Source organism: Sporolactobacillus putidus, from assembly GCF_014647035.1.
GTDB classification, from domain to species: domain Bacteria; phylum Bacillota; class Bacilli; order Bacillales; family Sporolactobacillaceae; genus Sporolactobacillus; species Sporolactobacillus putidus.
In genome coordinates this window covers 117,020-141,226 of sequence record NZ_BMOK01000004.1, presented here as the reverse complement: position 1 = coordinate 141,226, position 24,207 = coordinate 117,020, and the positions used below count along the sequence as shown (strand labels likewise).

Sequence of the window (24,207 nt, the reverse complement as noted above, 5' to 3'; positions counted from 1 at the left end):
TCTTTTTGCAATCGTTGTATCCCGGGTATTCACTTGTCCCGGGGACTGAGCGCCTCCTTCCCGCCCTTCTCTGCCATCTGTTCCGCCTCGTATTCCGCTATCGTTTCCATGAACGCCCGCCCGTATTTTTCCAGCTTTTGCTGCCCCACTCCTTTTATCATCAAAAACTCGCGGTCCTCTGAAGGGAGCACTGCGCTCATCTCGCGAAGCGACTGATCGGAAAAGATGATATAAGGCGGTACGTACTCTTTCTGGGCGAGTTCCTTCCGCACTTTTTTCAGACGTTCGAACAATTCATTATGGACTTCAAGCTGCGCCGCACGCACTGCGCCTTTTTTAAGTACGCGCGCCTCGCCTTTAAGTACCGGAACTGACCGGGCAGTCAGCATCAGCGTCGGGTAGGCGCCGCCCTGCTGGGCGAGATACTGCTCGGCGGTCAGGAAATCGATAAATTCGCCGATCCGCCGCTGCGTTTGATCTTTCATAATGCCGTAAGTCGGCAGGCTGTCTAGTTTAAATTGAATGATCTTCTGATCGGCCGCCCCGGCAAGCACCTTGGCTACCATCGTTTTGCCGTAACGCTCGCGCAGCCGTCTGACACAGGAGAGCACTTTCTGCGCCGCCTCCGTGACGTCCGCTTTCTCGCGGGTATCGAGGCAGTTGCCGCAGTGCCGGCACGGCTCAGGATTCTGTTCCCCAAAGTAACGCAGAATATAGGCCTGCAGGCAGGACTCCGTATGGCAGTAGCCGATCATCTGTTCCAGCTTATGGTATTCCTCATTTTTCAGCGTATCGTCCATTTCCGATTGTTCGATAAAAAATTTCTGAAGCCGGATATCCTGAGGAGAAAACAGCAGGATGCAGTCGCTCTTTTCACCGTCGCGTCCCGCCCTGCCCGCTTCCTGGTAATAGGCTTCAATATTGCGGGGCATATTGTAATGGATGACGTACCGGACGTTCGACTTATTGATGCCCATGCCAAAAGCGTTCGTCGCCACAAGTACCGATAAATCGTCATAGAGAAAGCGCTCTTGACTGTCCGCACGTTCCGACTCGGAAAGGCCAGCATGATACTTTCCCGCCGCAAATCCGTCTTTCCTCAGCCTGTCGCAGAGCCGGTCCACCTCTTTGCGTGTCGCGGCATAAATAATGCCCGGCTGATCACGATTCTTTTTCAGATAATCATTCAAATAAGTGTCTGAATTCTGGCCGCGGATCACCTGAAATTTGAGGTTGTCACGTGCAAATCCGGTCACAACGACGCTTGTCTGCGGAATATGGAGCAGCCGGCAGATATCGTCCGTGACACGCGGCGTCGCCGTCGCCGTCAGAGCAGCGACGGCAGGTTTCCGCGGAAAACGGGCGATCATATCCGCGATGAGCCGATAGCTCGGCCGAAAATCATGACCCCATTGTGAAATACAATGGGCTTCATCCACGGCGACAAGCGAGACGTCCATCCTTTCCAGCGCCTGCAGGAAATCCGGAACTTCAAGGCGCTCCGGAGCCACATACACCAGTTTGTACCGTCCGCCGGCTGCCTGAATCAGCCGCTTTTTTCCGTCACTAAAGGAAAGCGAGCTGTTAATAAACGTCGCCGGAATCCCCGCGTTTGCCAGAGCATCAACCTGATCCTTCATCAGCGAGATCAGCGGCGAAATCACCAGCGTCGTTCCTGGAAGAAGCAGCGACGGTATCTGGTAGCAGAGCGATTTCCCGCCTCCCGTCGGCATGATCCCGACCGTGTCTTTGCCGGATAACAGACACGAGATGATCTCTCCCTGACCCTTGCGAAATTCGTCATAACCGAAATATTGTTTCAGCACCCTGTGAGCAGCATCCTGCATCAACGAAACCACCTTTTGCGGCCTTCTCCGGCCGGGAAAAATACTAGTTTCATTTTATCACAGGATCCGCATGATCTGGACAAGTTCCGTTCCTTGAACGGACACACGTTTTCCCGTCACCTGGATTCACTCTCATTATTTCAGCTGCTTTGTTTCGTTTTTGAAGGAGCACTGCTTTGCGTGTCCATGACTTATGTGTGCAGTGGGACAACGGACAGGAACGGCGCCGGAGAAAAACTGAATCAGGCGGACATCTGAATAAAAAACAAAATATGATGATCCCCGTGCTCATTTCAGTCAGCAAAATACGTCCTGAATGATTAACAGCGAATCGACAACTTAAGATTCTCGTCCTGCTCCCCCCCCCCTGAATTTCGGCCATTCGCAGCGCAAAAAGCCCGAGCCGAGTTCTGACTTTTCACACTTATTGATTTCAGGCCGTTTACTGTTGATTTTTTGAGCGTTACTGAAGATTCTTCGCTCTTTACTGTCGATTCTCAACCCATTACTGTAGATTCTCTGCTCTTTACTGTTGATGGCCCAGCTGTGTGCACCTGTGAACAGACGGATAACGGCTTCCGACTGTTAAGATGATGATTAAATGGTTTCATTGGTCACCGAATAAAGAAAATCCGCCTCATTTTTTCATTGGTTTGTTAATTCAGCTGAAATCTAACATAAGGAGACGGTACATTCAGTAAACAAAAAAGCAGAATAGAGTTCAGCGAAACAGAAAAAATTCAGCCTAATTCCTCAGAAATTCAATCAAAACGTCCGCCTATCCGTCCGAACCATTTGCATGTTTTCTCATATGCTGAAGTAGATTGGCTTTACGAAAGGAGAATCGATTATGGATGAAAAAAATCATCAGGATCCCAGACCGCCGATGAGACGAAACCTGATGAATGAAATCGACACTTTTTTTCAGCAGGATCCTTTTCGCGGCATTTTAAAATCGATTGACGACTTCTTCGAGAACCATTCGCTTTTTTCCGGCGGATTTCCCGTCCGCCTGTACGAATCCAAGGACGAATGGATTGTCGAGGCCGAACTGCCGGGTGTGAGACAGGAAAGTATTCATATTGAACTGCTCAGTGACCGGCTCAGAATTGCGGTGGAAAACGATGTTTCGATGGAAACGAAAAATGAGGAAAAAGATATTCATACACATGAAAGACGGTTCGAACGGGCCGAACGTCTTGTCGTTCTGCCCTATACCATAGACCGGTCGCGCACCCACGCCTCATTTTTAAACGGGATACTGAAAATTCACGGCCCTAAATATCCGAAAGTCATTGACACACTGACGATTGACTAAAAAGAGGAGCGGTTCGCTCCTCTTTTTTACGGAATAATTATTCTTTTTCTCGGTAGCCGCTCATTATGCGTTCAGTCCGCTGACAAACCGCTCAAGCCGGTCGAGACCTTCCCTGAGCACGTCCATCGAATAGGCGTAGGACAGGCGAAGATACCCTTCGCCGTATGAAGAAAAGGCGCTACCCGGCACCGCCGCAAGCCGCTCCTTGTCAAGCAGGCACAGCGCGAAGTCTTCGGACGTCATACCGAACTTTTTGATTGACGGGAAGACGTAAAACGCGCCTGACGGACGGACAACCTCGATGCCCATGTCCTCGAGCCGGCCAATCACGTAGTTCAGGCGCTCTTTATAGGCCCTTCTCATCGGCTCCGCGTCGTTTTTGCCGGCGGTCAGCGCTTCGATTGCCGCGTACTGTGTGATGCTGGTGATACAGGAAATCCCGTATTGATGAACCTTAATCAGCTGGTCGGCGATCGGCTGGTCAGCGAGCACGTACCCCATTCGCCAGCCTGTCATCGCGTGCGATTTCGACAGCCCGTTGATAACAAGAGTGACAGCCTTCATCCCCGGGAAAGAAGCGATTGAAACGTGCTCCTGCCCATACGTCAGTTCACTGTAAATTTCATCGGAGACAACAAAAATGTTCCGACCCCTCAGCAGATCTGCAATGGCGGCCAGTTCACCGGCGGACAGCACACATCCTGTCGGATTAGACGGATACGGCAAAATAACCGCCTTCGTCCGTTCGTTCAGCTGCCCGGCAATCTGATCTGCGGTCATTTTGAAGCCGGTTTCGGTCGTATCAATATAGATGGGAACGCCGCCGGCGAGCCTGATCGGCGCTGCATAACCCGGATAGGCCGGCCCGGGCAGAATGACTTCGTCACCTTCCTCGAGGATTGTCCGGAAGGAAAGATCGATCGCCTCGCTCGCACCGACTGTAGTGATGATTTCCGTTTCCGGGTCATAGTGAAGCCCGTATTTTTCAGCGACGTATCCGGAAACGGCCTGGCGCAACTCGGGAAGCCCGGCATTCGCCGTGTAGGCCGTATGATTATGATCAATCGCTGCCTTCCCGGCCTCCTTGACATGCTCCGGCGTCGGAAAATCAGGTTGACCGATCGTCAGTGAAACCGCCCCCGGATAGTCTTTTACTTTATTAAAAAAACGACGGATTCCGCTGATCTGAATCGAGCGGACACGTCTGTTTACCCTTTTTTCCACATCTCTCATCCCTTCGGGGGCGTGTCATACTGCCCTGCCGTTCATCGGTCGCCGCTTCTTATACCGAATAAAGAAAATTTGGCGAAACCTGCTCTCGGGGGCAGGCTCACCTTTTCTTTATATGCAAAAAGAGCAAGGCTCTTCTCCGGCTTATCGGTCAGTCTGCCACAGCCGTTTCTTCGCTGCTTACTTCCTGCATCCAGCCCAGCTCGTCTTCCAGACGGCCGGTCTGGATTCCGGTCAGCGTCTCGTAAAGCTTCTTGGAAAGCGGCCCGATTTCGCCGTTTCCGACTCTGATGAGGCGATCCTCCCACTTTAGAAAGCCAACCGGCGAGATCACGGCCGCCGTTCCGGTTCCGAAGACTTCTTCCAGTTTTTGTTTTTCCGCTTTTTTGAACAGTTTTTTAACTGAAATTTTTTTCTCTTTTACAGGAACACCCCAATGCTGCAGCAGCCTGATGACCGAGTCGCGCGTCACACCCGGGAGGATGCTGCCGTTCAGAGCAGGAGTCCAGACTTCGCCATCAACTTTAAAGAATATGTTCATGCTGCCGACTTCCTCAACATATTTGTGCTCCACACCATCAAGCCACAGCACTTGATCGAAGCCAAGTTCCTCGGCTTTCGACTGCGCCTTCAGGCTTGCCGCATAGTTCCCGCCCGTCTTGGCAAATCCGATTCCGCCTCTCACTGCACGCACATATTCGTCTTCCACATAAATCTTGACAGGGTTAACCGTATCGCCGAAATAGGCACCGACAGGCGACAAAATAACGATTAATTTATACGATTCGGCAGGATGGACGCCGAGAAACGACTCGGTGCCGATGATAAACGGACGAATGTAAAGGGACTGCCCGGGTTTCGAAGGAATCCAGTCTTTTTCGATATCGACAAGTTTCATAATCGCTTCAGTCACGAACGCCTCATCGATCGCAGGAATATTCAGGCGGGCACACGATTGGTTCATTCGCCTCATGTTCATTTCCGGCCGAAAAAGCAGGATGCGTCCGTCTTCGGCACGATAGGCCTTCATCCCTTCGAAAACTTCCTGGCCGTAGTGAAAGACCGTCGCAGCAGGCTGAAGCGTAATCGGCCCGTAGGGAACAATACGCGCGTCGTGCCAGCCGTCATCCACCGAATAGTCCATCTCAAGCATGTAATCCGTAAAATGCCTTCCGAAACCGAGATGCTCCGGATCCGGCTTGACTTTCAACTGATCCGCCTTATGAAACGCGATCTGCTGCCCCATGATTTTGTTTCCTCCCAAATAGATCTTGTTTTAGCTTGATTATATCAATACGGGACGAAAATCGCTATATCTCTTTATGCATGCGGGTCAGAAGCACTGAGCAGAAGATTTTTATGTACAAATAAAAATGCCCGGTTACTCTACCGGGGCTTCAATCCGAAACAGATTCTCTGCCTGTAATTGACAGGCGGGTTTCGGGCGGCCGCAACCACGTGTCTCTATTTTCTACCTCACCTGAATGCCGATCTTTTTCCCCGTTTTGTTGACCAAATCGCGGAAACGTTGCCTTTATAAAATTTTTTCTACGTAATTTTCATTTGCCGTCAAGAAGTTTCCGTTTTTCAGCGCGTACATTTTCGATCTGTTGACCGTCAGCGTCCGGACAACAGCAAACACTTGTCCTTTATGCACAAGACCATCCTTAGCCGACCAGTCGGGCCGATCATAATAATAGAGATCCTTGGCTCTGACTCTGATCAAGAAGCGCCCCGTCTGATCAGAACGAGACTGAACAGTCGGTTTCTTTTTCAGTCCGAACGCCGCGGCAATGCCGTTCACGTGACCGCGCGCAATCTTCTCAATGAACATCTCGGAGCGGAGTTTCTCATTATCCGCCCGGGTTTCAATGAAGCCGTTTTTTGTCATCATGGCCGGCATCCTGCTCTCCCTTAATTCATAAAAATCCGACTTCTTTTTTCCCCTGTCTGTCAGGCCCGTCGCTTTGATGATCTCCGGATGAATCGCTGACCGATACTCTTCCGTTCTGTTTTCCGCTTTCGTATAAATACAGTCTTCAAAGCCTGTTCCATCTCCTGCATTGACGTGGATGCCGAGAAAGAAATCGGCGTTCCACAAATTGGCCATGCGCGTCCGCTCCTCCCGCGGAACCGCGGTGTCCTTTGCCCTGCTCATCCTTACATCGACATCTGCATACTCCTGCTCCATGATTTCCCGAATTCGGTCGGCGATCAAAAGCGTCACCTGTTTTTCCGTTAATCCGTAAGCGGAAGTCCCACGATCCTTGCCGCCGTGTCCTGGATCCAGATAGAGTTTGAATGTCATCAGACCAAGTCCTCTCAAACCTTAATAGGATTTTTCTTTCATTTTATTAAAAAGGGCCGTTTTTGCTTGTACATCTATATCACTCTGTACCCCGATTTTTAAAAAAAAGGGCGTTTTCACTGTACATGCGTTTCCGCATAAAATCCGAACATAGAACCTCCTCTTTTCTGCCCATGCATGACTTCGGAAACAATTTGGAAAAATGTCCGGCAAATCTCTTTAATCGGGCGGGCAATCCTGCTACAATGTACTGAGTTGCGATTGAAGGGGCGTGTGAACAAGGCGGATGTTCTTCGTGTCTTCTTTATTTTTCTTCATTTTTATGAATCTTTGATCCGCCTGGGAGGAAGAGTCTTATGCGTCAATTTACATTTGCGTCATGCGCCTTGTATTTTCTTACCGGACTGACCGCTATTTCCATAGGCTCTGTGCTGCCTCAGCTGCTGACATACTACAAAGTCTCATACACGATCGGCGGGCAGCTGATTTTTATCGGTGCCATGGGCTTTCTGGCCGGGGTGCTGGTCTCATCCTATCTGAATAACAGATTCCAGCCGAAACCCTTGCTGACATTCTCGACCCTGATTATCGCGGGGGCACAGTTCGGCATTCTGCTTCTCCCTCCCTTCCCGCTGTTCATGGCGCTCTATTTCGTGAACAGCATGGGCTCCGCTGCAATCGGAGTCGTTGTCGCAACAATGATTATTGAAGTCTTTATCGGCAGGCAGGCCGTCGCTATGAGCTATCTCGAAGTATCATTCGGTCTCGGCGCGTTCACTATGCCTATTATGGCCAGCCTGTTCATAGCCCTGAACGTATGGCGCTACCTGTTCGTCACTACAGCCGTGCTTGCGCTTATTCTGGCTTTCGTATGGACACGGATCACCTTTTCGAAAAAAGATGTCGCGCCGTCGGAAGCGCTGGACGCCTCAGGTCAGGCAGAATCCGGGCCGCTTCAACCGGGCCAGAAATGGAAAATGCTTGGGCTGTTTGCCCTGATCGTCTTTTTGTACGGAGGGCTTGAAGGCAGCCTGAACAACTTTATGTCATCGATTTTTATGAACTATTTAGATATGGTAGCTTATTATGCGTCCATCAGCATCGGCGTTTTTTGGGCGGCGATGGTCATCGGCCGGGCAGCAACCGGGCTGATCATACGCAGAATCACCTACAGTACTTATCTGCTGATCAATATTTCCGGAGCACTTCTTTCACTGGTCCTTTTTATCATCCTGAAGAACCCGCTGATGGGGTACTTTTTTGTCGCAACACTCGGGCTGATGATGTCCGGCATCTATTCGATTACGCTCGTCTATGCGAACTATTCGATACCGCACAGCGCGCACCTGGTCACGCCGGTCATATCTGGTCTCTCCGGCCTCGGGGCAGCGATTTTCCCCGCATTTACCGGCTACTCCATCGACCATGCCGGCATGACCGCAACATTATGGTCAATCGTCGGTATCGCCGCCGCTTATCTGTTCTTTCTACTTGTGATCGATCAGGCTCGCGGAGGCGGCCCCCGTATTTTACATAAACTTTTGAAAAAGACGCGTGCGAAATTAGCTTTTTCTCCCCGGAGGTCAAGGTTTAATAAATCGTAAAAGCAGTGAAAGAGATGCCAAATGAGGCATCTTTTTTTGTACTATTAGGAAGCAGTGGGCTATCAAGGGCTGCTGCCGGGTGCACTGTAAGAAAGAAAGTACAAAATTTTTTTATGATTATCCCAATTACTCATTTCAGTCAGCAATATACGTCCTAAATGATTAATAGCGAATCGAAAACTAAAGATTATCGTCCTGCTCCCCTGAATTTCGGCGGTTCGCAGCGTAAAAAGCCCGATCCGAGTTCTGACTATTCGCACTTATTGATTTCAGGCCGTTTACTGTTGATTCTTTGAGCGTTACTGTAGATTCTCCGCTCTTTACTGTAGATTCTCAACCCATTACTGTAGATTCTCTGCTCTTTACTGTTGATTGTTCAGCTGTGTGCGCCTGTGAACAGCTGGACAACGGCTTCCGACTGTTAAGCTGACGATTAAATAGTTTCATTGGTCTCCGAATGAAGAAAATCTACCTCACTTTTTCATTAGTTTGTTAATCAACTGAGATCTAACATGAGGAGACGGTACAATCAGTAAATTTTTTAGGATTATGGTATAAAAATCACGTCCCGGCCCCCGCAACTCAGGCTCAGCCAGCGCGAAGGCTTAGCTGAGCCAAGTTTTTTTATATATGGTGAAGTACCCCTTGCTCCAAGTGTATCATATGGTATAATACACTTGAAACATATAAAACACACTAATCCGAATGGAGGTTGTTCCATGGATGAGCGGAAGGTTGGCTCGCTCCGGCTTACGCTTGATTTCAGCCAGCCTCTCTACGAACAGATACTCGCGCAAATGCGAAGTTTAATTGCCAGAGGAGCGATTGACGTGGGAGAGAAAATTCCTTCTGTTAGAGAAATGGCGCATGAGCTGAAAATCAACCCGAACACCGTCATGCATGCGTATCAGGAGCTTGAGCGGGATGGACTTACGGAGAAAAGGCGCGGCCAGGGCACATTTGTCACGGAGTCGGTGACACAGATCAGGCACTTTAAAGAACGGCTCGCTTTTGACTACAGCGATCAGTTTTTAGATAAAATGCATAGTCTCGGTTTCAGGTGGACGGAAATCCAGTCCTTTCTGACTACGACCCGGGAGAAGAAAGGGGAACGGTAAAATGTCCGAGCAGATTATTTCCGCAAAGGGACTCACAAAACGCTACGGCGGCAAGACGGCTGTCGAAAATCTGACGCTAAATGTTGAAAAGGGCCGGGTTCTGGGTATGCTCGGTGCGAACGGCGCCGGGAAATCGACTTTTTTCCGGATGATCGTCGGCCTTGTCCAGCCCGACGACGGACATCTCGAGGTGCTCGGAAAAGAGCCGGGATGGCGCACCAATGCCGAAATTGCTTATCTGCCTGATCGCGCGCGCTGGTATGGCGATTACACGACGAAACAAAGCATCGAATGGGGCGCCCGTTTTCTTCCCGGCTTCGACTCGGAGGAAGCCGCCCGACTCAGAGACATCATGCGTCTTCCCATGGATTTAAAAGCCGGCGAGATGTCGAAGGGTCAGGAAGCACGGCTGATGCTGATTTTATGCATGGCTCGCCGCGTGCCGCTGGTCATTCTGGACGAACCGTTTTCCGGAATTGACGGCAGTTCGCGTGAACACATCATGGACGTTCTGATTGATGCGCTCAGTGAAAAACAACAGACACTGCTGATCAGCACGCATGAAATCTACGAAGCTGAAGGCCTGTTCGACCGTGTTGTCTTTTTGGATCAGGGCCGCGTGGCGCTGTCCGGCGACGCGGAATCGCTGCGCGGCCAATACGGCTCGATCGACGCCCTGTCAAGAAAACTCTATCGCGAGGGGGAAAAATAAAATGCAGCCGGGTCTTAAATCTGTTTTCGTTCCGCTGGTCAGGCATGAATTCTACCGCAAACGCGGCAGAAGGCGGCAATGGATGAACAGGCAGTGGCGCCTCACTTATCTTCTGTTCTTCCTGATGATTACCCTGGTTTTAACGACTTATTTCTCTTTATCCTACAAAATACAGCTGAACTATATTTGGTACGTGTTTTTTGGCCTGCCCTGGGCAATATTCGGACTCACTATTTCGAGAATCGTACGGGAGTGGAGGGGAGAAACCGTCGGATGGTGGCTGACCCTGCCCTGTTCCCGGCAGACACTGATTTCGGCAAAGTTTGCCGCCAGTTTCATGATGAGCATCCTGATCGCGCTTGCCGTCTATGTTCTGATTCTCCTGTTCGGAGGCTATGCGGCATTGATCAGTGCGAGTCTGTCATTAAAAGATTTTGGAAGTTTTGCCGAGTCAGGCCTTTGGTTTTTCTTTCTTGATATATGCTCTTTTCCTCTGGCGATCGCTTTTGGTCTCCTTTATGGCACACTCGCCCAGACGAAGTGGCGCCCGGCCATCCCGCTGTTCTGGATCATCTGGAGCCTAGGCTGGAGTATAGGCGGTTCACTGGGATGGATACGGCCTGACCCATCCATTCAATTATCATTTACCATGATCCTGACCGTCCTTATCAGCTGGACGATAAGCTGGCTGCTACTTGTGCTTACTGCGTGGCTGCTCGAGAAAAAACTGGATTTGTAAAGGAGAAAATGTATGCATCAATATGGCTGGATTGTTCTTATAGCCCTTATTCTTTTCACAATCTTCAGGCGTGTCCGCCGAAATATTGGCTGGCAGGTTTTACTGCGAAAAAGGCTGATCACACGCACGGTTATTTTCATTATTATCGGATTGATTTTTCTTGCTTCAGGCGCCGTTCACCCGATCAGTCTAATTTCGGACGTCATCGGACTCTGTATCGGAGTCGGCCTTGCTTATTACAGCTCAGCCATCACGCGTTTTGAGCGGCGCGATCATCACTGGTACTACCTTCCGAATATCTGGATCGGCAGCATCGTGAGCGTCATTTTCCTTGGCCGCCTTCTCTACCGTTTTATCGGACTCTACTCAGGCGGCCCGTTAAACAGCCCTCAGGCTCAACAATCGGGCAGCCTGCAAAACATGAATGCTGCGATCGGCAATTCCTGGACGGCTGGACTTCTCCTGATCATGTTCGCCTATTATGTTGTGTACTATTTAATCCTGCTCCGCAAGCAGAAACAACTGCTGCAGTCGCCTGAAAAAACCGATTTTTGATCAACATGGCACCCAGCTATTTAAAATAGTTGAGGCTGTCTCTGACTGAAAATGGCGATTACTGACATTTTTGAGACAATGATTCGATGACTTAGAACAATTAACTCCGGACGGGGCGATTCGCCACCTAAATAGGGTGATTCACCTATTAAATAGGACGATTCCTGACATTTTTGAGACGATTGTTCGCCTGCTTTGGGCGATTAACTCTTCTCTCGGGACGATTTGCTTCAGAGGAACGCTGCTTTTCCCCGATTCAGAGCAACTCTGCCATGATTCAGAGCTGCTTCCAAATAAACGAAATTTCATCGGCCGATCAGACAACATCCGAACATTGCATCACCAACGATTAATTAAGTATTAATTAATTATTCAACACCTTTAATCCAGGAGGTCAAAAAATGGAAACTGTAGTCGATATTCATCAGCTAAAAAAACAGTTCGGTTCAAAAGCCGCGCTGGACGACGTCACTTTCTCCATTCGAAAAGGATCTTGTTTCGGACTTCTCGGACCAAACGGGGCCGGCAAATCAACAGCCATGAAAATTCTGACCGGGATTCTTCCCGCGGACGGCGGCAGTGTCCGCGTTTTCGGGCTTGATGCAGTCAGGCAGCGGCAGGCTGTCCAGAGACAGGTCGGTTATGTCCCCCAAGAGATCACGCTGTATGATAAATTAAGTGCGACAGACAATCTCAAATTCTTCGGCGGCCTTTACGGAATAAAAGGCGGTCTGCTGAAAACGCGCATGGATGAAGTGCTGCGCGAAACGGGGCTGCTTGACCGGGCGAATGACCCCGTCAAAACTTTTTCAGGAGGGATGAAGCGGCGGATCAATATCGCCTGTGCTTTATTGCACCAGCCGAAACTGCTGATTCTTGACGAACCGACTGTCGGCATCGACCCTCAGTCGCGCAACCATATTTTCGACATGATCCGTCATCTAAGGGACAGCGGCGTGACGATTATCTACTCCACCCACTATATGGAAGAAGTGGAGGCGCTATGCGACGACATCGCCATTATCGATCGGGGGAAAGTGATCGCGCAAGGCCATTTGCAGGATCTGTTCGACCATTTTGCCCAAAAGGCTGTGTATCTGGAGACCGATAGGCCTTTTCACCCGGAATCTTTCGCGTCAATCAAGAAAAGTTACACCCGTGACCGTGGATGGGTTCTGGAAACAGACCAGCCGCTCAGCGTGATGCGATCCATTCTCGACCGGAATGAAGCCGATCAAAGCTTGAAAATAAATGCCATTGAAATGGTGAAACCGTCTCTTGAAGATGTCTTCCTGTCACTGACAGGAACCAGCCTCAGAGATTAGAGGGGAGAGGACATGATGAAAAATATCGTGATCAAAGAATTCAAATTGATGATTAAGGAAAAAGGCAACTTTTTCTTTCTGATCCTCATGCCGCTTCTGTTTATCGTTGTCTTCGGTTCCATCTTCAGCCAGACCGCGTCATCTACACTGATCGTAAACATACAGGATCTGGACCACTCCGCCGCGTCACAAGCCTTTATCAAGCAGATTGGTCAGCTTAAAGGATTTCAGGTCAAGGAAGATTCTCGGTCCTCCGTTTCATCCGAGATACAAAAAATCAAAAAAGGAAACCTTTCTTCACTGGTCGTGATCGACAAAGGATTTGAAAAGGGGCTGCGGAACGGTCAAGGGATGATCCATTTTTATAAAGATGCCGCTCAGCCTGCTTCGACCGCTCCGATCCAGGCCATCCTGCAAAACATGTCCGCTCAGTATCGCGAGCAGAAACTGGCGCAGTCGCTTCAGGCAGGGGGAATGAGCCCGCAGCAGATCGGCCGAACACTGGCTGCGCCGCTGCGCATTCAGCCGGTCGAGGAAAATGGCAGCCGCTTCGACTTCATGTCGCAGATTGTTCCCGGCTATACCGTGATGTTTGTCTTCTTTATTATGAACTCGATGGTGCGCCGTTTCTTCCAGGAAAAAGAATCCGGCATGATCGCCAGGATCCAGGGAACACCGCTCAACCCGCTCAGTTACTTGGCCGGCATGTGGATTCCCTCTTTCATTTCCGTGCTGATTCAATGCACCGTGCTGCTCGCCTGCGGTTACTTCTTCTACCACCTTCACTTAGGCAATCCGTTTGCCGTTTCACTGATCGTCATTTGTCTGGCGCTTTGCGGCACAGGCCTCGGCCTGGCGCTGGCGCTCATCGTGCGCAGCGAGAATCAGGGGCTCGGGGTCACACAGCTGCTGACTCTTGGCGGCGCAATTGTCGCCGGACTTTGGTTTCCTAGCGACATGCTGCCTTCGTTCGCCCAGAAAATCGGTTATTTTACACCTCAATATTGGGCGATGAGCGGGTTTCAGGACGTGATGATACGTGGAGCCGGACTCGGGTCCATCTGGAAAAATCTCATCATCCTGATTTTGATCGGGCTTGCCGGACTCGCGCTCGCGCTGATCCGATTCAAACCATTCGTCCGATCGGCGGCACACTGATTCTCTCATTGAAAAATCCACCAGAAAAAATCTTCCGGTGGATTTTTTTATTCGGTCTCTAAAGGAATGCCAGGTTCTTCCACGGAAATCTGCCAGTCTATCGGTTCCTCCCCGGCTGATTCGAGGTCGCGATTCGCCCGTGAAAAGGGCCGGCTCCCGAAGAACCCGTAGCGCGCGGAAAAGGGGCTCGGATGGGAAGATTTGATAATAAAATGGCGATCATTGGTGATCAGTTCCTCTTTCGCCTGGGCATTGCGTCCCCAGAGAATGAACACGATCGGTTTCTCACGTTCATTCAGATCACGGATCACCGCATCGGTAAACTGCTCCCAGCCCATGCCTTTATGAGAGTTGGCGGCTCCGCGGCGGACGGAAAGCACGGTGTTGAGCATTAGTACACCTTGGCGCGCCCATTCGATCAGGCAGCCGTGATGCGGAACCGGGCAGCCGAGATCGTCGTGGAGCTCCTTGAAAATATTTTGCAGCGATGGAGGCTGCGGTACACCCGGTTTAACGGAAAAGCTGAGTCCGTGCGCCTGTCCCGGTTCATGGTAGGGATCCTGTCCGAGAATCACCACTTTCACCTTTTCATACGGTGTGTACTTCAGCGCATTAAACAGATCGTACATATCCGGATAAACCGTCTTTGTCGTATATTCCTGCTTCAGGAACGCTCTCAGCTTCAAATAATAGTCTTTATGAAATTCAGATTCGAGAATCGGCTCCCAGTCATTGGTTAATATATGTTTCGTCAACAATACCGCACCTCTTCCTTATGTCCGGCCGTGATTTGTACAGGATTCTTTTTAATCAGGGCCTTTATTTTTTCATTTGGCCCGCTTTGCCGGGCCGGAACCAGCTTCCGTTTCGCTAGAATCCGGTCTACCGGCTGCCGGAATCAGCATAGCCCGGGTCATAGGAAAAACTCGGCGAAGCTAAGTCTTTGACGACGGCCTGTACCTTAGTTTTTCTTACACTAGACACTTCTAATCTTTTATTTTGTACTTTCTCATTTGTAGAATATAAACCGTCAATGCCGTTCTACTCTGATCCGATTCAGTAAATAAGCTTCCAATTATTGTTAACCTCGGCCCGGATCACCTTTTTTTCGAGTATTTCATTGGCTATGATTTCAGACACGTCGACCGGGATATCCTTGATAATCGGTTTATTGCGGAACATCAGATAATCACCGCCGCCCCCTGAACGGTAATTGTTCATGACGACATCATAGCTCCGATTCATCTTGATGGGTTCGCCATGATACTCCAGCTTGACGATACGGCTTCCCTCGGGTTTTGAAATGTCAATGATATAGTCGATGCCTTCCCACATATCGTAATTATAATGCTGAAGTTTCGGCGTCGTAAAGCAGCCGCTGTCCTTGACAGGGCCCCCGCCGTACTGTTTGAAATAGGAGGCCGACCGCTCAAGCGCATCAAGTATATCGCGTCCGCTGATCCGGATCACTCTCAGCGTGTTCGGATAGATGTAATTGGCAACGATATCGCGCATCGACACATCCGGCGGGAATCCAGGCGACTCGTTGTTAAACAGGGCCGTTGACGAAATATCCGCTCCTGAAACCTTCATCTGCAGGTTGTTGATAAATTCGATCAGCGGATGATCATGCGTCCGGACTTCCATCGGATCGCTGACGGTCATATCGCCTTCAATTCTGCCGAGAGGTTTATCCAGCCAGGTCTGGGTATCTTTTTCATAGCCGTCCGTCAGCCTGAGCAGCTCTTTGTCCTCGGGAACGGCCCTGACCGGGAGAAGATCCGACGTTTTCCCGGTAATGTTCCAGCGTCCGTCAGTCCTGGCCAGGTCAAGCGTCACTTTTCCGAGAAAAGTTCCGTTGCAGCCCGGCTGGACGACGGTTACTCCCCTGACCTTGCAGCCGCTGATCTGACGGTGCTGATGCCCGGTCAGCAGGACATCGACGTCCGGAACCTCCATGCACAGCTGATACCCCTGATTTTCTCCGGTCAGTGTTTCTGCCGTTTCACCGCTCCCAAGATCCCGTTCAAAACCGCCGTGATAGGACACGACAATGATATCCGCCCGCTCCCGCTCTTTCAGAATCGGTACCCATTTTTTTGCCGCTTCAACTGGATCTTCAAACCGCATCCCTGGAATATTCTCGGGCTTTTCCCAGTTCGGTGTGTATTTTGTTGTCAGTCCCAGTACGGCAACCCGCAGCCTGTTTTCAAATGTTTTTAAGATATAAGGTCTCCCAAAAAAAGGTGCCCCGGTTATACGATCAATTATGTTGGCCGCAAGCCATGGAAATTCCGAATCCCGTACGGCTCCGTCAAGCACCCTGATGCCAAAGTCGAATTCATGATTGCCGAACACGGCGCAGTCGTACCCCAGTTGGTTGGCAAGCACCGCCATAGGATTCGGCCGCCGCTCATCAAAACGAGCATAGTAATAAAGAAGCGGAGTCCCCTGAATCATGTCGCCGTCATCAATGAGGAGTACATTCGGGCAGGCCTTTCTTTCACTCTGTACCAGAGTGGCGATCTTACCCATGCCGACATCCCGCGGCTCATTGTTCGCATAGCTGATCGGATAGATGCTCCCGTGAACATCACTCGTTTCCAAAATCACCAGTCTCGTGGTTTCCATTGACAGGCCTCCGTCCTCTTTTCATACTACCATGTCGTGCCGTTTCTGTCGGCAATAATGGACAAATGATCATTAAAAAATCTCGTTTTTTTTCCTTCTTCGGAAACCAAGAGGAAGAACGTTTGACAGCTACGCCGGACATTGCAAAATGTATATTCATGCTGTTCCATTCCCAATCGTTTATAATAGATTAAGATGTTTTTCATCATCGAACCCCTTTTTTTGATACGATGCACCCGGATTACAAAATCGTATATCTTTTTCAGATACGAGGGAGGTGTCCTCATGCGGTTTCGACATTATTCAGCACTTGCCGTTCTGTTTGTCTCCGTGCTGATTATGCTCGCGGGATGCGGAAGCAATCAGCCGACAGCGGAAAGCAGATTTCAGGCTTATATCAAAGCGTGGCAGAACAAAAATTTTACAGCAATGTACGGGTTTCTTTCGAAAAGTTCTCAGAAAACCATCAGCAAGTCAGCGTTTGTTACGCGCTACCAGAGAATCTATAATGGTATTTCGGCCGGAACAATGACGGCGACCGTTCAGAAAGTGGATCAGCAAAAAAAGAATGCCATACCTTTTAAAGCAACAATCTCCACCATCGCAGGGCCTGTCAGATTCTCGCAGTCTGTTCAGATGGCACAGGAAACACGAAATAACCAGCAAAACTGGTATGTGGACTGGCAGCCTTCGTTGATTCTTCCCGGATTAAAGACAGGAGATACCGTCAATGTCGAGACAGTGCCAAGCAAGCGCGGTGAAATTCTTGACCGCAACGGACAACCGCTCGCTATAGACGGAACCGCGGCGAGCGTCGGCGTTGTTCCCAGCCAGTTGGGAACAGGAAGCGGGCGGGCCCAGACAATCAGCAAGCTCAGCCAGATTCTCGGTGTGCCCGCTCAGCAGATCAGCGACGCGATGGCCGCTTCATGGGTCAAGGCCGACAGCTTTGTTCCGGTCAGAACCGTCGATGCCGGAAATGTGAGCCTGATCAGACAGGCGACTTCGCTGCCCGGTGTCGTCAGGACGAGCGTACAGAGCCGGGTTTATCCGGACGGCCAGGCCAGCGGGCATCTGACAGGCTACGTTGGTCCGATTACGGCTGATCAGCTCAAAAAAAATCCAAATGCAGGATACAGCGACACATCCGTTATCGGGCTTACCGGGCTGGAACAGCTTTTTGAGAATCAGCTCCGTCAGCACGATGGCGCCACGATCGCTCTGCTTAATAAATCCGGCAAGCAAACAGGTGTCATCGCCAAAACAGCGCCGAAGAATGGGCAGAACATCCAGTTGACCATTGACCGGAACGTACAGGACGCGCTTTACCAGGAAATGAAAAACAGCGCCGGCTCAGCCGCAGCGATTAATCCGAAAACAGGTGATATCCTCGGACTGGTCAGCACGCCGTCTTATGATCCCAACAGTTTTGCCTTTGGCATCTCTGCCGGGGATTATACGAAACTGAGCCATGATCCAATGAAACCTTTGGAAAACCGCTTCTCCGCCGCCTCTGCTCCGGGTTCGGTCTTCAAACCGGTCACGGCCGCCATGGCGCTTGATCACAAGGCCATTAACCCGGCGCAATCGGTCGCGATCAGTGGACTCAAATGGCAGAACGACAAGTCATGGGGAAATTTCTATGTCACCCGTCTCGACAGCTCGCCAAGTGTCAATCTGGAGCAGGCGCTGTACCTGTCGGATAATATCTATTTCGCCCAAACTGCTCTGAAGATCGGCGGCCCGACCTTCGCGGCTGATGCGAAAAAGTTCGGATTCGGTGAGACACTGCCCATTCCTTATCCGATGCAGTCGTCAACACTCTCAAATAGCGGAAATCTGAATGATCCGCTGCTGCTTGCCAATTCCGGATACGGCCAGGGACAGGTCAGCGTCAATCCCTTGCATCTGTCCCTGATCTACTCCGCATTCGTCAATAACGGAAGCATAATCAAACCCCGCCTGATCAAGACTGATGTGCCTCCGGAAATGTGGAAAAAGAATGTGATGTTGCCTGCAACAGCTCAGCTTCTGAACCAGGATCTTATTCAGGTCGTCAATAATCCTGCCGGTACCGCGCATGACGCTCAAATTAACGGTCTCACGCTTGCCGGAAAAACCGGAACGCCCGAGTTCAAGATGAAACAGGGCCAGGCCGGACGGGAAAACGGCTGGTTTGTCGCCTACAATACGGATAATCCGCGGCTGCTTGTCACGATGGTTGTCGAAAATACCCAGAACCAGGGCGGCAGCCACGCGGTTACACCGAAAGTCAGAAACGTGTTTCAGCGGCTGCTTAAGCCGTAATCCTGAAGCCGGTTTGGAAAGGGACTGACCTTACTCCGGGACTGCTGGTTTCAGAGATCTGAGAAACTCTGCCTCTTTCTGCGTCAATCGGCACGCAGTCCTTGCACCCAAAAACCGCTTTCTCAGTTCATGAACCGAAAAAACAGGCCTGGAATCGCAGATACGATTCCAGGCCTGTTCTTATATGACCGGCTAAGATCAGCTCATTTTGGTTTTTACGTAATCCAGCACTTCTTCAGCTGTATCCAGATTCAGGATGGCTTCTTTATGTTTCGCGAGCTCTTCCTTGGACAGTTTCAGCAGCTGGGTTCTTGCGGGAAGAATCGATGTCGCGCTCATGCTGAACTCATCAAGGCCGAGGGCGAGGAGAACCGGAATTGCCGTGGCATCGCCGGCCATTTCACCGCACATGCCGGCCCAGTGTCCCTCTTTGTGCGCCGCGTCAATCACACGGCTGACGAGACGGAGAATCGCCGGGTTCAGAGGCTGATAGAGATACGAAACATGTTCGTTCATCCGGTCGGCGGCCATCGTGTATTGAATCAGATCATTCGTGCCGATGCTGAAGAAGTCGGCTTCTTTAGCGAAACGGTCCGCAAGCACGGCGGATGCCGGGATCTCCATCATCATACCAACCTCAATGTCATCGGAAACTTGGGTTCCTGCGGCAACGAGCTTGTCTTTTTCTTCGAACAGAATTTTCTTGGCTTCACGAAGCTCATTGATTGTCGCGATCATCGGGAACATAATCTGCAGTTTGCCGAACACGCTTGCTCTCAGCAGGGCGCGAAGCTGGGTGCGGAAAATATCCTGACGTTCCAGGCAGAGACGGATGGCACGGAAGCCAAGGAACGGGTTCATCTCCGCAGGAAGCGGCAGATACTTCAGCTTCTTGTCGCCGCCGATATCGAGCGTCCGGATGACGACTGGTTTTCCTTCCATCTTTTCGAGAACTTCTTTATACGCTTCAAATTGTTCATCTTCAGTCGGCAGCTTGTCGCGGCCCATATAAAGGAACTCCGTCCGGTACAGACCGACCGCTTCGCCGCCGTTATTGACAACACCGGTCACATCGCCCGGATTGCCTATGTTGGCGCCAAGCACGACGTGAACATTGTCCTTCGTCTTCGTCGGTTCATTAACGAGTTTTTTCCATTCATCCTGCTGTTCTTTGAAGGCGGCTTGCTTCGCGCGATATTCCTTAATTTCCTCCTCGCTCGGGTCAAGGATGACTTCACCATTCAAGCCGTCGACGATGGCAAACTGCCCGTCCGTGGCCTTTTCAAGCACAGTTTTTGTTCCGACAACGGCCGGAATTTCCATCGAACGCGACATGATCGCCGAGTGAGAGGTGCGACCGCCGATGTCCGTGGCGAATCCTTTGACGTATTTGCGATTGAGCTGAGCCGTATCTGAAGGAGTCAGGTCTTCGGCGATAATAACGGTTTCTTCCGTGATACTCGCCGGAGAAGTGAAGGAGACGCCAAGCAGATGGGCCAGCAGTCTTTTGGACACGTCGCGCACGTCTGCCGCCCTTTCTTTCATGTAGTCATTATCCTTCATACTCTCGAAAGTCTGGATAAAGAAACTCGATACATCGTCCAGCGCAGCTTCCGCACTGAGGCTTTCATCATTGATTTTATTGCTGATCGCGCCGACAAATTCCGGATCGCTGAGAAACATCAGATGGGCAGCGAAGACTTCAGCTTTATCTTTTCCCAGTTCTTTTTCAGCGGTTTCCTTAATCGCCGTCAGTTCCTTTTTAGAGACTTCAAGAGCAGCATCAAGCTTCTTCTTCTCAGCCTCTTTGTCGTCGACCGTTTTTCTTTCGAAAGTCAGATCAGGATTTTTCAAAATAAACGTCTTAGCGATGGCAATACCCGCAGACGCAGCAATACCTTTAATCTTTTCTGTCATGGTTAAGATCCACCCAGCCTTTCAAGTTTTAGAAATTCATCGATTCCGAAACGGCTTCTTCATTAGATTCGTTTGCAACTCATGCGATCCTAGCGCAATACTGAATGTCCTTACATTACAAAAACAACCGTGTTGATCCCCCGCAGGCTGTAAAATGTGCCGGCCCGCTTTTTGCCTGTGCGCAGCCTTTTGCGTGAATGCCGGTTTCACTGGCCATCATGAAATTTTTTTTCATTATTCATAGATCATTTTTGGTTTTTTTGCGCCGGAAAATATAACACAAATTATTATAGCAAGTCGGTGTTTATATTGAAAGCGAGTACAATGCTTTTTGTATGATTTGTCACAATTTGCTGCGATTCCGGCAGTTTTGTCGATCGTTGTAAAAACTGATCCGGGATTCCTCCCCAGTAATCAGGCAGCCATTTCCTTTTCGTCGCCGGGTTCTTTTCCGGAGACCGGTTTTTTCCAAATGCCGTAAATCAGCGCCGTTACAAATGAACCGATAATAATGGCCAGCGCATAGAGCAGCGGATTCCCGTTCACTAGCGGAATGACGAAAATCCCGCCGTGAGGAGGACGAAGGCCGATATGAAAGAGCAGTGCCAGACCGCCGGCAATGGCAGAACCAATCGTCGTTGAGACAATGACGCGAATCGGATCGGCCGCACCGAACGGAATCGCTCCTTCAGAAATGAAGGAGGCTCCGAGAACGTATGCGACCTTCCCGGCATCGCGCTGGGCGCGATTAAATTTTCTGGCAAAAAGTGTTGTCGCCAGTGCCATGCCAAGCGGAGGAACCATGCCCCCAGCCATAATGGCGGCCTGCGGATAAAAATTGCCCGCGCTGATCATTGCAATGCCGAATGTGAAGGCAATCTTATTGAATGGTCCTCCGAGATCAATCCCCATCATGCCGCCAAGAATCAGACCGAGAAGTACAAGGTTGCCGGTACCAAGGCCGCCAAGCCAGTGTACCATTGCTGTCATAAACAGGCTGATCGGCTGATTGATCAGAAACATCAGAGTACCGGTAACAAAAATACCGAGCAGAGGGTAGATCAGAACGGGCTTTAATCCCTCCAAAGACTGCGGCCATTTTCTGAACAGCCATTTGATCAGCTGAACGACGTAGCCTGCAAGGAACCCGGCGATCAGGCCGCCAAGGAAACCGGCGTTGCTGGTCAGAGCCATCAGACCACCGACCATACCCGGTGCAAGTCCCGGCCGGTCCGCGATGCTCATCGCGATAAAGCCCGCCAGAATCGGGATCATCAGGTACATCGCGTTGGCACTGCCGATAAAGCTGAGCAATCCGGCAATATTGTGCACACCGCTTACCTGGGTGACCGGCTTCAGTCCAATGTGCATGAATGAAGCGATCATATACGAGATGGCGATCAGGATGCCGCCGCCGACCACAAATGGCAGCATGTACGTCACGCCGTTCATCAGATTTTTATAAATGTCCAGTTTCTTGCCTTCCGCTTTTTCCGTATCATGCGTTTCGCTGCCGTCGCCCTGATAAACCTGAGCCTTGCCCTCCAGAACCTGATTGATCAATTCTTCAGGTTTGCGGATGCCGTCAGTAACCGGTGCCTGAACCAGCGGCTTGCCTCGGAACGGCTCGACATCGATTTTGATGCTTGCCGCAACGATGATGCCTTTGGCCTTCGCAATCTCGTCAGGCTGCAGCTTGTTCTTGATCCCGGTTGACCCGTTCGTCTGTACCTTGATCGAGACGCCCATTTCCTTTGCCTTCTGTTTCAGAGCATCCGCTGCCATATATGTGTGGGCAATTCCGGTCGGACAGCCGGTTACGGCCAGAATCTGGTAGCCCTCGTCTTTATTTGCCGGTGTTTCTTCGGCAGCCACGTTTTTGCTTACCGCTTCCTGTTCATCAAAAAGCCCGACAATCTCTTCCGCGGTTTCCGCCTGCATCAGTTTCTCACGGAAATCAGGCCTGATCAGAAACGTCGACAGGGTGGACAGCGCCTCAAGGTGTGTCGCGTTGGCCCCGTCTTCGGCCGCTATCATAAAGAAAAGGTGCGCCGGCTGTCCGTCAAGCGATTGGAAGTCGACGCCCTCTTTTGAGCGCCCGAAAGCGATCGCCGCTTCTTTGACTGCCGGTGTTTTTGAATGGGGAATGGCAACACCATCACCGATACCCGTTGTGCTTTCACCTTCACGCTTATCAATAGCCGTGCGGTAGGCCGCCAGATCGTTCAGCTTGCCTGCCTTATTCAGAGTCGCCGCCAGTTCGTCCAGTACGTCTTTTTTAGTCGTACTCTTTAAGTCCAGATTAACGGTCGCCGCCGTTAACAGGTCCGTCACTTTCATTTTGCTTTGTTCCTCCCCGTTTTCACATTCAAGTGGGTGTTTAAAAAGTTAAAGCCGATAAGCGGCGAATCGAGGTTTCCGGTCGGTGATCCGTCCTGCTGCAAGCCTTCTTTTTAAACTTGCTCTTTTAAATATTGCTAACTTTAATCTGAGGCAAGAGTTCTTCAACTTTTTCTTTGCTGCACAAATCAACCGAGAAGGCTGTTGCGCTTCCGGAAGCCGCACCCTTCTGAAAAGCTTTTCTGAAATCGCCGCTGACAACATATTCGGACAGAAAACCGCCGACCAGTGAATCCCCTGCGCCGACAGAGTTCTTCAGCTCACCCTTAGCGGGAGGAGCAAAAAGATACTCATCCTTGTCTATGTAAATCGCACCTTTTCCGCCCATGGATACAATGACGTGCTCAATGCCTTCATCGACGAGTTTTTTTCCGTATTTCTTCACGTCGTCAAAGGATTCGACCGTCACGCCAAAATACTCGCCAAGCTCATGATGATTGGGCTTTACCAAGAATGGTTTGGCCGTGACAACTCTTTTAAAAGCCACGCCGCTTGTATCCGCAACTACTTTAGCCCGGCTGCCGGCGACCTTCTCAATCATATCCTTGTAAATCGTTACCGGAAGGGTGCCGGGTACACTGCCCGACAGTACCAGAATATCTTCGGACGTCAGTTTTTCAAGTTTCGCGAACAGTGCATCAAGCTGGTCGTCTGTAATTTGCGGGGCAACACCGTTGATTTCCGTTTCCGTATTGCTCTTCAGCTTCACATTGATTCGCGTGTCTCCATTAACAGCGACAAAATCTGTTTCAATGCCTTCCTCGACTAGTTTTTCCTTGATAAAATCGCCTGTAAAGCCGCCGATAAAGCCGAGACATTTTGACGCCTGTCCGAGATGCTTCAGCACTCTGGACACATTAATTCCTTTTCCGCCGGGCATTTTCCGGTCCGCTTTGACATGATTCAACTCCCCGGCCCTGAAATTGTCGACTTGCAGAAAATAGTCGATTGCCGGATTCAGTGTGCATGTATAGATCACGAGTGATCAGCTCCTGTTCATGTGTTATTGTTTTCGTACCATGTCAAGTCTGTGGGTCA

General features: G+C 50.4%; 19 protein-coding genes. 9 read left to right on the top strand and 10 right to left on the bottom strand.

All coding sequences use genetic code 11. From position 1 onward, the window contains the following. Window positions 1-29 precede the first annotated feature (29 nt). Entirely contained in the window at window positions 30-1,847 is a 1,818-nt protein-coding gene (gene recQ / locus IEX81_RS06230; RefSeq protein ID WP_188802214.1) for a DNA helicase RecQ, read from the bottom strand. Between the two features lie 850 nt (window positions 1,848-2,697). On the opposite strand from recQ, the gene IEX81_RS06225 reads away from it, so the two are divergent. Continuing rightward, window positions 2,698-3,165, top strand: coding sequence for an Hsp20/alpha crystallin family protein (locus IEX81_RS06225; protein ID WP_188802213.1), 468 nt, complete (start codon window positions 2,698-2,700; stop codon window positions 3,163-3,165). A 63-nt stretch (window positions 3,166-3,228) separates the two neighbouring features. On the opposite strand, the gene IEX81_RS06220 is transcribed toward IEX81_RS06225, so the two are convergent. From IEX81_RS06220 to IEX81_RS06210, 3 genes are all read right to left on the bottom strand, one after another. Then, window positions 3,229-4,389, bottom strand: a complete 1,161-nt coding sequence (locus tag IEX81_RS06220) for an aminotransferase A (RefSeq protein ID WP_188802212.1) — start codon at window positions 4,387-4,389, stop codon at window positions 3,229-3,231. A 157-nt stretch (window positions 4,390-4,546) separates the two neighbouring features. After that, window positions 4,547-5,641 (bottom strand): branched-chain amino acid aminotransferase, encoded by a 1,095-nt coding sequence (locus IEX81_RS06215; RefSeq protein WP_188802211.1) that lies wholly within the window; start codon window positions 5,639-5,641, stop codon window positions 4,547-4,549. A 288-nt stretch (window positions 5,642-5,929) separates the two neighbouring features. Beyond that, window positions 5,930-6,703 carry an N-acetylmuramoyl-L-alanine amidase gene (locus IEX81_RS06210; RefSeq protein ID WP_188802210.1) on the bottom strand — a complete coding sequence of 258 codons (774 nt, stop codon included), beginning with the start codon at window positions 6,701-6,703 and terminating at the stop codon, window positions 5,930-5,932. A 356-nt stretch (window positions 6,704-7,059) separates the two neighbouring features. Between IEX81_RS06210 and IEX81_RS06205 the strand changes: the two genes are divergently transcribed. The 7 genes from IEX81_RS06205 (at window position 7,060) to IEX81_RS06175 (ending at window position 13,914) form a co-directional block, all read left to right on the top strand. Next, window positions 7,060-8,307: an MFS transporter gene (locus IEX81_RS06205; protein WP_188802209.1), complete on the top strand. Its 1,248-nt coding sequence runs from the start codon at window positions 7,060-7,062 to the stop codon at window positions 8,305-8,307. Between the two features lie 719 nt (window positions 8,308-9,026). Then, window positions 9,027-9,425, top strand: a complete 399-nt coding sequence (locus IEX81_RS06200) for a GntR family transcriptional regulator (RefSeq protein ID WP_188802208.1) — start codon at window positions 9,027-9,029, stop codon at window positions 9,423-9,425. Window position 9,426: 1 nt separating this feature from the next. After that, window positions 9,427-10,137, top strand: a complete 711-nt coding sequence (locus IEX81_RS06195; protein ID WP_188802207.1) for an ABC transporter ATP-binding protein — start codon at window positions 9,427-9,429, stop codon at window positions 10,135-10,137. A gap of 1 nt (window position 10,138) precedes the next feature. After that, window positions 10,139-10,876 carry an ABC transporter permease gene (locus IEX81_RS06190; RefSeq protein ID WP_188802206.1) on the top strand — a complete coding sequence of 246 codons (738 nt, stop codon included), beginning with the start codon at window positions 10,139-10,141 and terminating at the stop codon, window positions 10,874-10,876. A gap of 12 nt (window positions 10,877-10,888) precedes the next feature. Beyond that, a complete protein-coding gene (locus IEX81_RS06185) occupies window positions 10,889-11,431 on the top strand; it encodes a CcdC protein domain-containing protein (protein WP_188802205.1) in 543 nt (180 codons plus the stop codon). A 401-nt stretch (window positions 11,432-11,832) separates the two neighbouring features. Then, window positions 11,833-12,756, top strand: a complete 924-nt coding sequence (locus IEX81_RS06180; RefSeq protein ID WP_188802204.1) for an ABC transporter ATP-binding protein — start codon at window positions 11,833-11,835, stop codon at window positions 12,754-12,756. A 15-nt stretch (window positions 12,757-12,771) separates the two neighbouring features. Next, window positions 12,772-13,914, top strand: coding sequence for an ABC transporter permease (locus tag IEX81_RS06175; protein WP_188802203.1), 1,143 nt, complete (start codon window positions 12,772-12,774; stop codon window positions 13,912-13,914). Between the two features lie 47 nt (window positions 13,915-13,961). Here IEX81_RS06175 and IEX81_RS06170 read toward each other — a convergent pair whose 3' ends face one another. The 3 genes from IEX81_RS06170 to IEX81_RS06160 form a co-directional block, all read right to left on the bottom strand. Continuing rightward, a complete protein-coding gene (locus tag IEX81_RS06170) occupies window positions 13,962-14,669 on the bottom strand; it encodes a uracil-DNA glycosylase (RefSeq protein ID WP_188802352.1) in 708 nt (235 codons plus the stop codon). A 301-nt stretch (window positions 14,670-14,970) separates the two neighbouring features. Then, window positions 14,971-16,545, bottom strand: coding sequence for a bifunctional metallophosphatase/5'-nucleotidase (locus IEX81_RS06165; protein ID WP_188802202.1), 1,575 nt, complete (start codon window positions 16,543-16,545; stop codon window positions 14,971-14,973). A gap of 26 nt (window positions 16,546-16,571) precedes the next feature. Then, window positions 16,572-16,751 carry a hypothetical protein gene (locus IEX81_RS06160; RefSeq protein ID WP_188802201.1) on the bottom strand — a complete coding sequence of 60 codons (180 nt, stop codon included), beginning with the start codon at window positions 16,749-16,751 and terminating at the stop codon, window positions 16,572-16,574. 79 nt (window positions 16,752-16,830) lie between these two features. Between IEX81_RS06160 and IEX81_RS06155 the strand changes: the two genes are divergently transcribed. Then, window positions 16,831-18,852 carry a penicillin-binding transpeptidase domain-containing protein gene (locus tag IEX81_RS06155; protein ID WP_188802200.1) on the top strand — a complete coding sequence of 674 codons (2,022 nt, stop codon included), beginning with the start codon at window positions 16,831-16,833 and terminating at the stop codon, window positions 18,850-18,852. A gap of 198 nt (window positions 18,853-19,050) precedes the next feature. On the opposite strand, the gene ptsP is transcribed toward IEX81_RS06155, so the two are convergent. The 3 genes from ptsP to pfkB all read right to left on the bottom strand — a co-directional run bounded on the left by ptsP (window position 19,051) and on the right by pfkB (window position 24,148). Then, complete coding sequence (gene ptsP / locus IEX81_RS06150) at window positions 19,051-20,769, bottom strand: phosphoenolpyruvate--protein phosphotransferase (RefSeq protein ID WP_188802199.1); 1,719 nt, start codon at window positions 20,767-20,769, stop codon at window positions 19,051-19,053. Between the two features lie 414 nt (window positions 20,770-21,183). Next, window positions 21,184-23,109 carry a PTS fructose transporter subunit IIABC gene (locus IEX81_RS06145; RefSeq protein WP_188802198.1) on the bottom strand — a complete coding sequence of 642 codons (1,926 nt, stop codon included), beginning with the start codon at window positions 23,107-23,109 and terminating at the stop codon, window positions 21,184-21,186. A 127-nt stretch (window positions 23,110-23,236) separates the two neighbouring features. Beyond that, window positions 23,237-24,148, bottom strand: a complete 912-nt coding sequence (pfkB, locus tag IEX81_RS06140; protein WP_188802197.1) for a 1-phosphofructokinase — start codon at window positions 24,146-24,148, stop codon at window positions 23,237-23,239. Window positions 24,149-24,207 lie beyond the last annotated feature (59 nt).

What these genes read in the sequence shown, in the direction of transcription:
- recQ (WP_188802214.1), bottom strand. Translation starts at nt 1,847, where the DNA reads ATGCAGGATGCTGCTCACAGGGTGCTGAAACAATATTTCGGTTATGAC.
- IEX81_RS06225 (WP_188802213.1), top strand. Translation starts at nt 2,698, where the DNA reads ATGGATGAAAAAAATCATCAGGATCCCAGACCGCCGATGAGACGAAAC.
- IEX81_RS06215 (WP_188802211.1), bottom strand. Translation starts at nt 5,641, where the DNA reads ATGGGGCAGCAGATCGCGTTTCATAAGGCGGATCAGTTGAAAGTCAAG.
- IEX81_RS06210 (WP_188802210.1), bottom strand. Translation starts at nt 6,703, where the DNA reads ATGACATTCAAACTCTATCTGGATCCAGGACACGGCGGCAAGGATCGT.
- IEX81_RS06205 (WP_188802209.1), top strand. Translation starts at nt 7,060, where the DNA reads ATGCGTCAATTTACATTTGCGTCATGCGCCTTGTATTTTCTTACCGGA.
- IEX81_RS06200 (WP_188802208.1), top strand. Translation starts at nt 9,027, where the DNA reads ATGGATGAGCGGAAGGTTGGCTCGCTCCGGCTTACGCTTGATTTCAGC.
- IEX81_RS06195 (WP_188802207.1), top strand. Translation starts at nt 9,427, where the DNA reads ATGTCCGAGCAGATTATTTCCGCAAAGGGACTCACAAAACGCTACGGC.
- IEX81_RS06190 (WP_188802206.1), top strand. Translation starts at nt 10,139, where the DNA reads ATGCAGCCGGGTCTTAAATCTGTTTTCGTTCCGCTGGTCAGGCATGAA.
- IEX81_RS06185 (WP_188802205.1), top strand. Translation starts at nt 10,889, where the DNA reads ATGCATCAATATGGCTGGATTGTTCTTATAGCCCTTATTCTTTTCACA.
- IEX81_RS06180 (WP_188802204.1), top strand. Translation starts at nt 11,833, where the DNA reads ATGGAAACTGTAGTCGATATTCATCAGCTAAAAAAACAGTTCGGTTCA.
- IEX81_RS06175 (WP_188802203.1), top strand. Translation starts at nt 12,772, where the DNA reads ATGAAAAATATCGTGATCAAAGAATTCAAATTGATGATTAAGGAAAAA.
- IEX81_RS06165 (WP_188802202.1), bottom strand. Translation starts at nt 16,545, where the DNA reads ATGGAAACCACGAGACTGGTGATTTTGGAAACGAGTGATGTTCACGGG.
- IEX81_RS06160 (WP_188802201.1), bottom strand. Translation starts at nt 16,751, where the DNA reads ATGAAAAACATCTTAATCTATTATAAACGATTGGGAATGGAACAGCAT.
- IEX81_RS06155 (WP_188802200.1), top strand. Translation starts at nt 16,831, where the DNA reads ATGCGGTTTCGACATTATTCAGCACTTGCCGTTCTGTTTGTCTCCGTG.
- ptsP (WP_188802199.1), bottom strand. Translation starts at nt 20,769, where the DNA reads ATGACAGAAAAGATTAAAGGTATTGCTGCGTCTGCGGGTATTGCCATC.
- IEX81_RS06145 (WP_188802198.1), bottom strand. Translation starts at nt 23,109, where the DNA reads ATGAAAGTGACGGACCTGTTAACGGCGGCGACCGTTAATCTGGACTTA.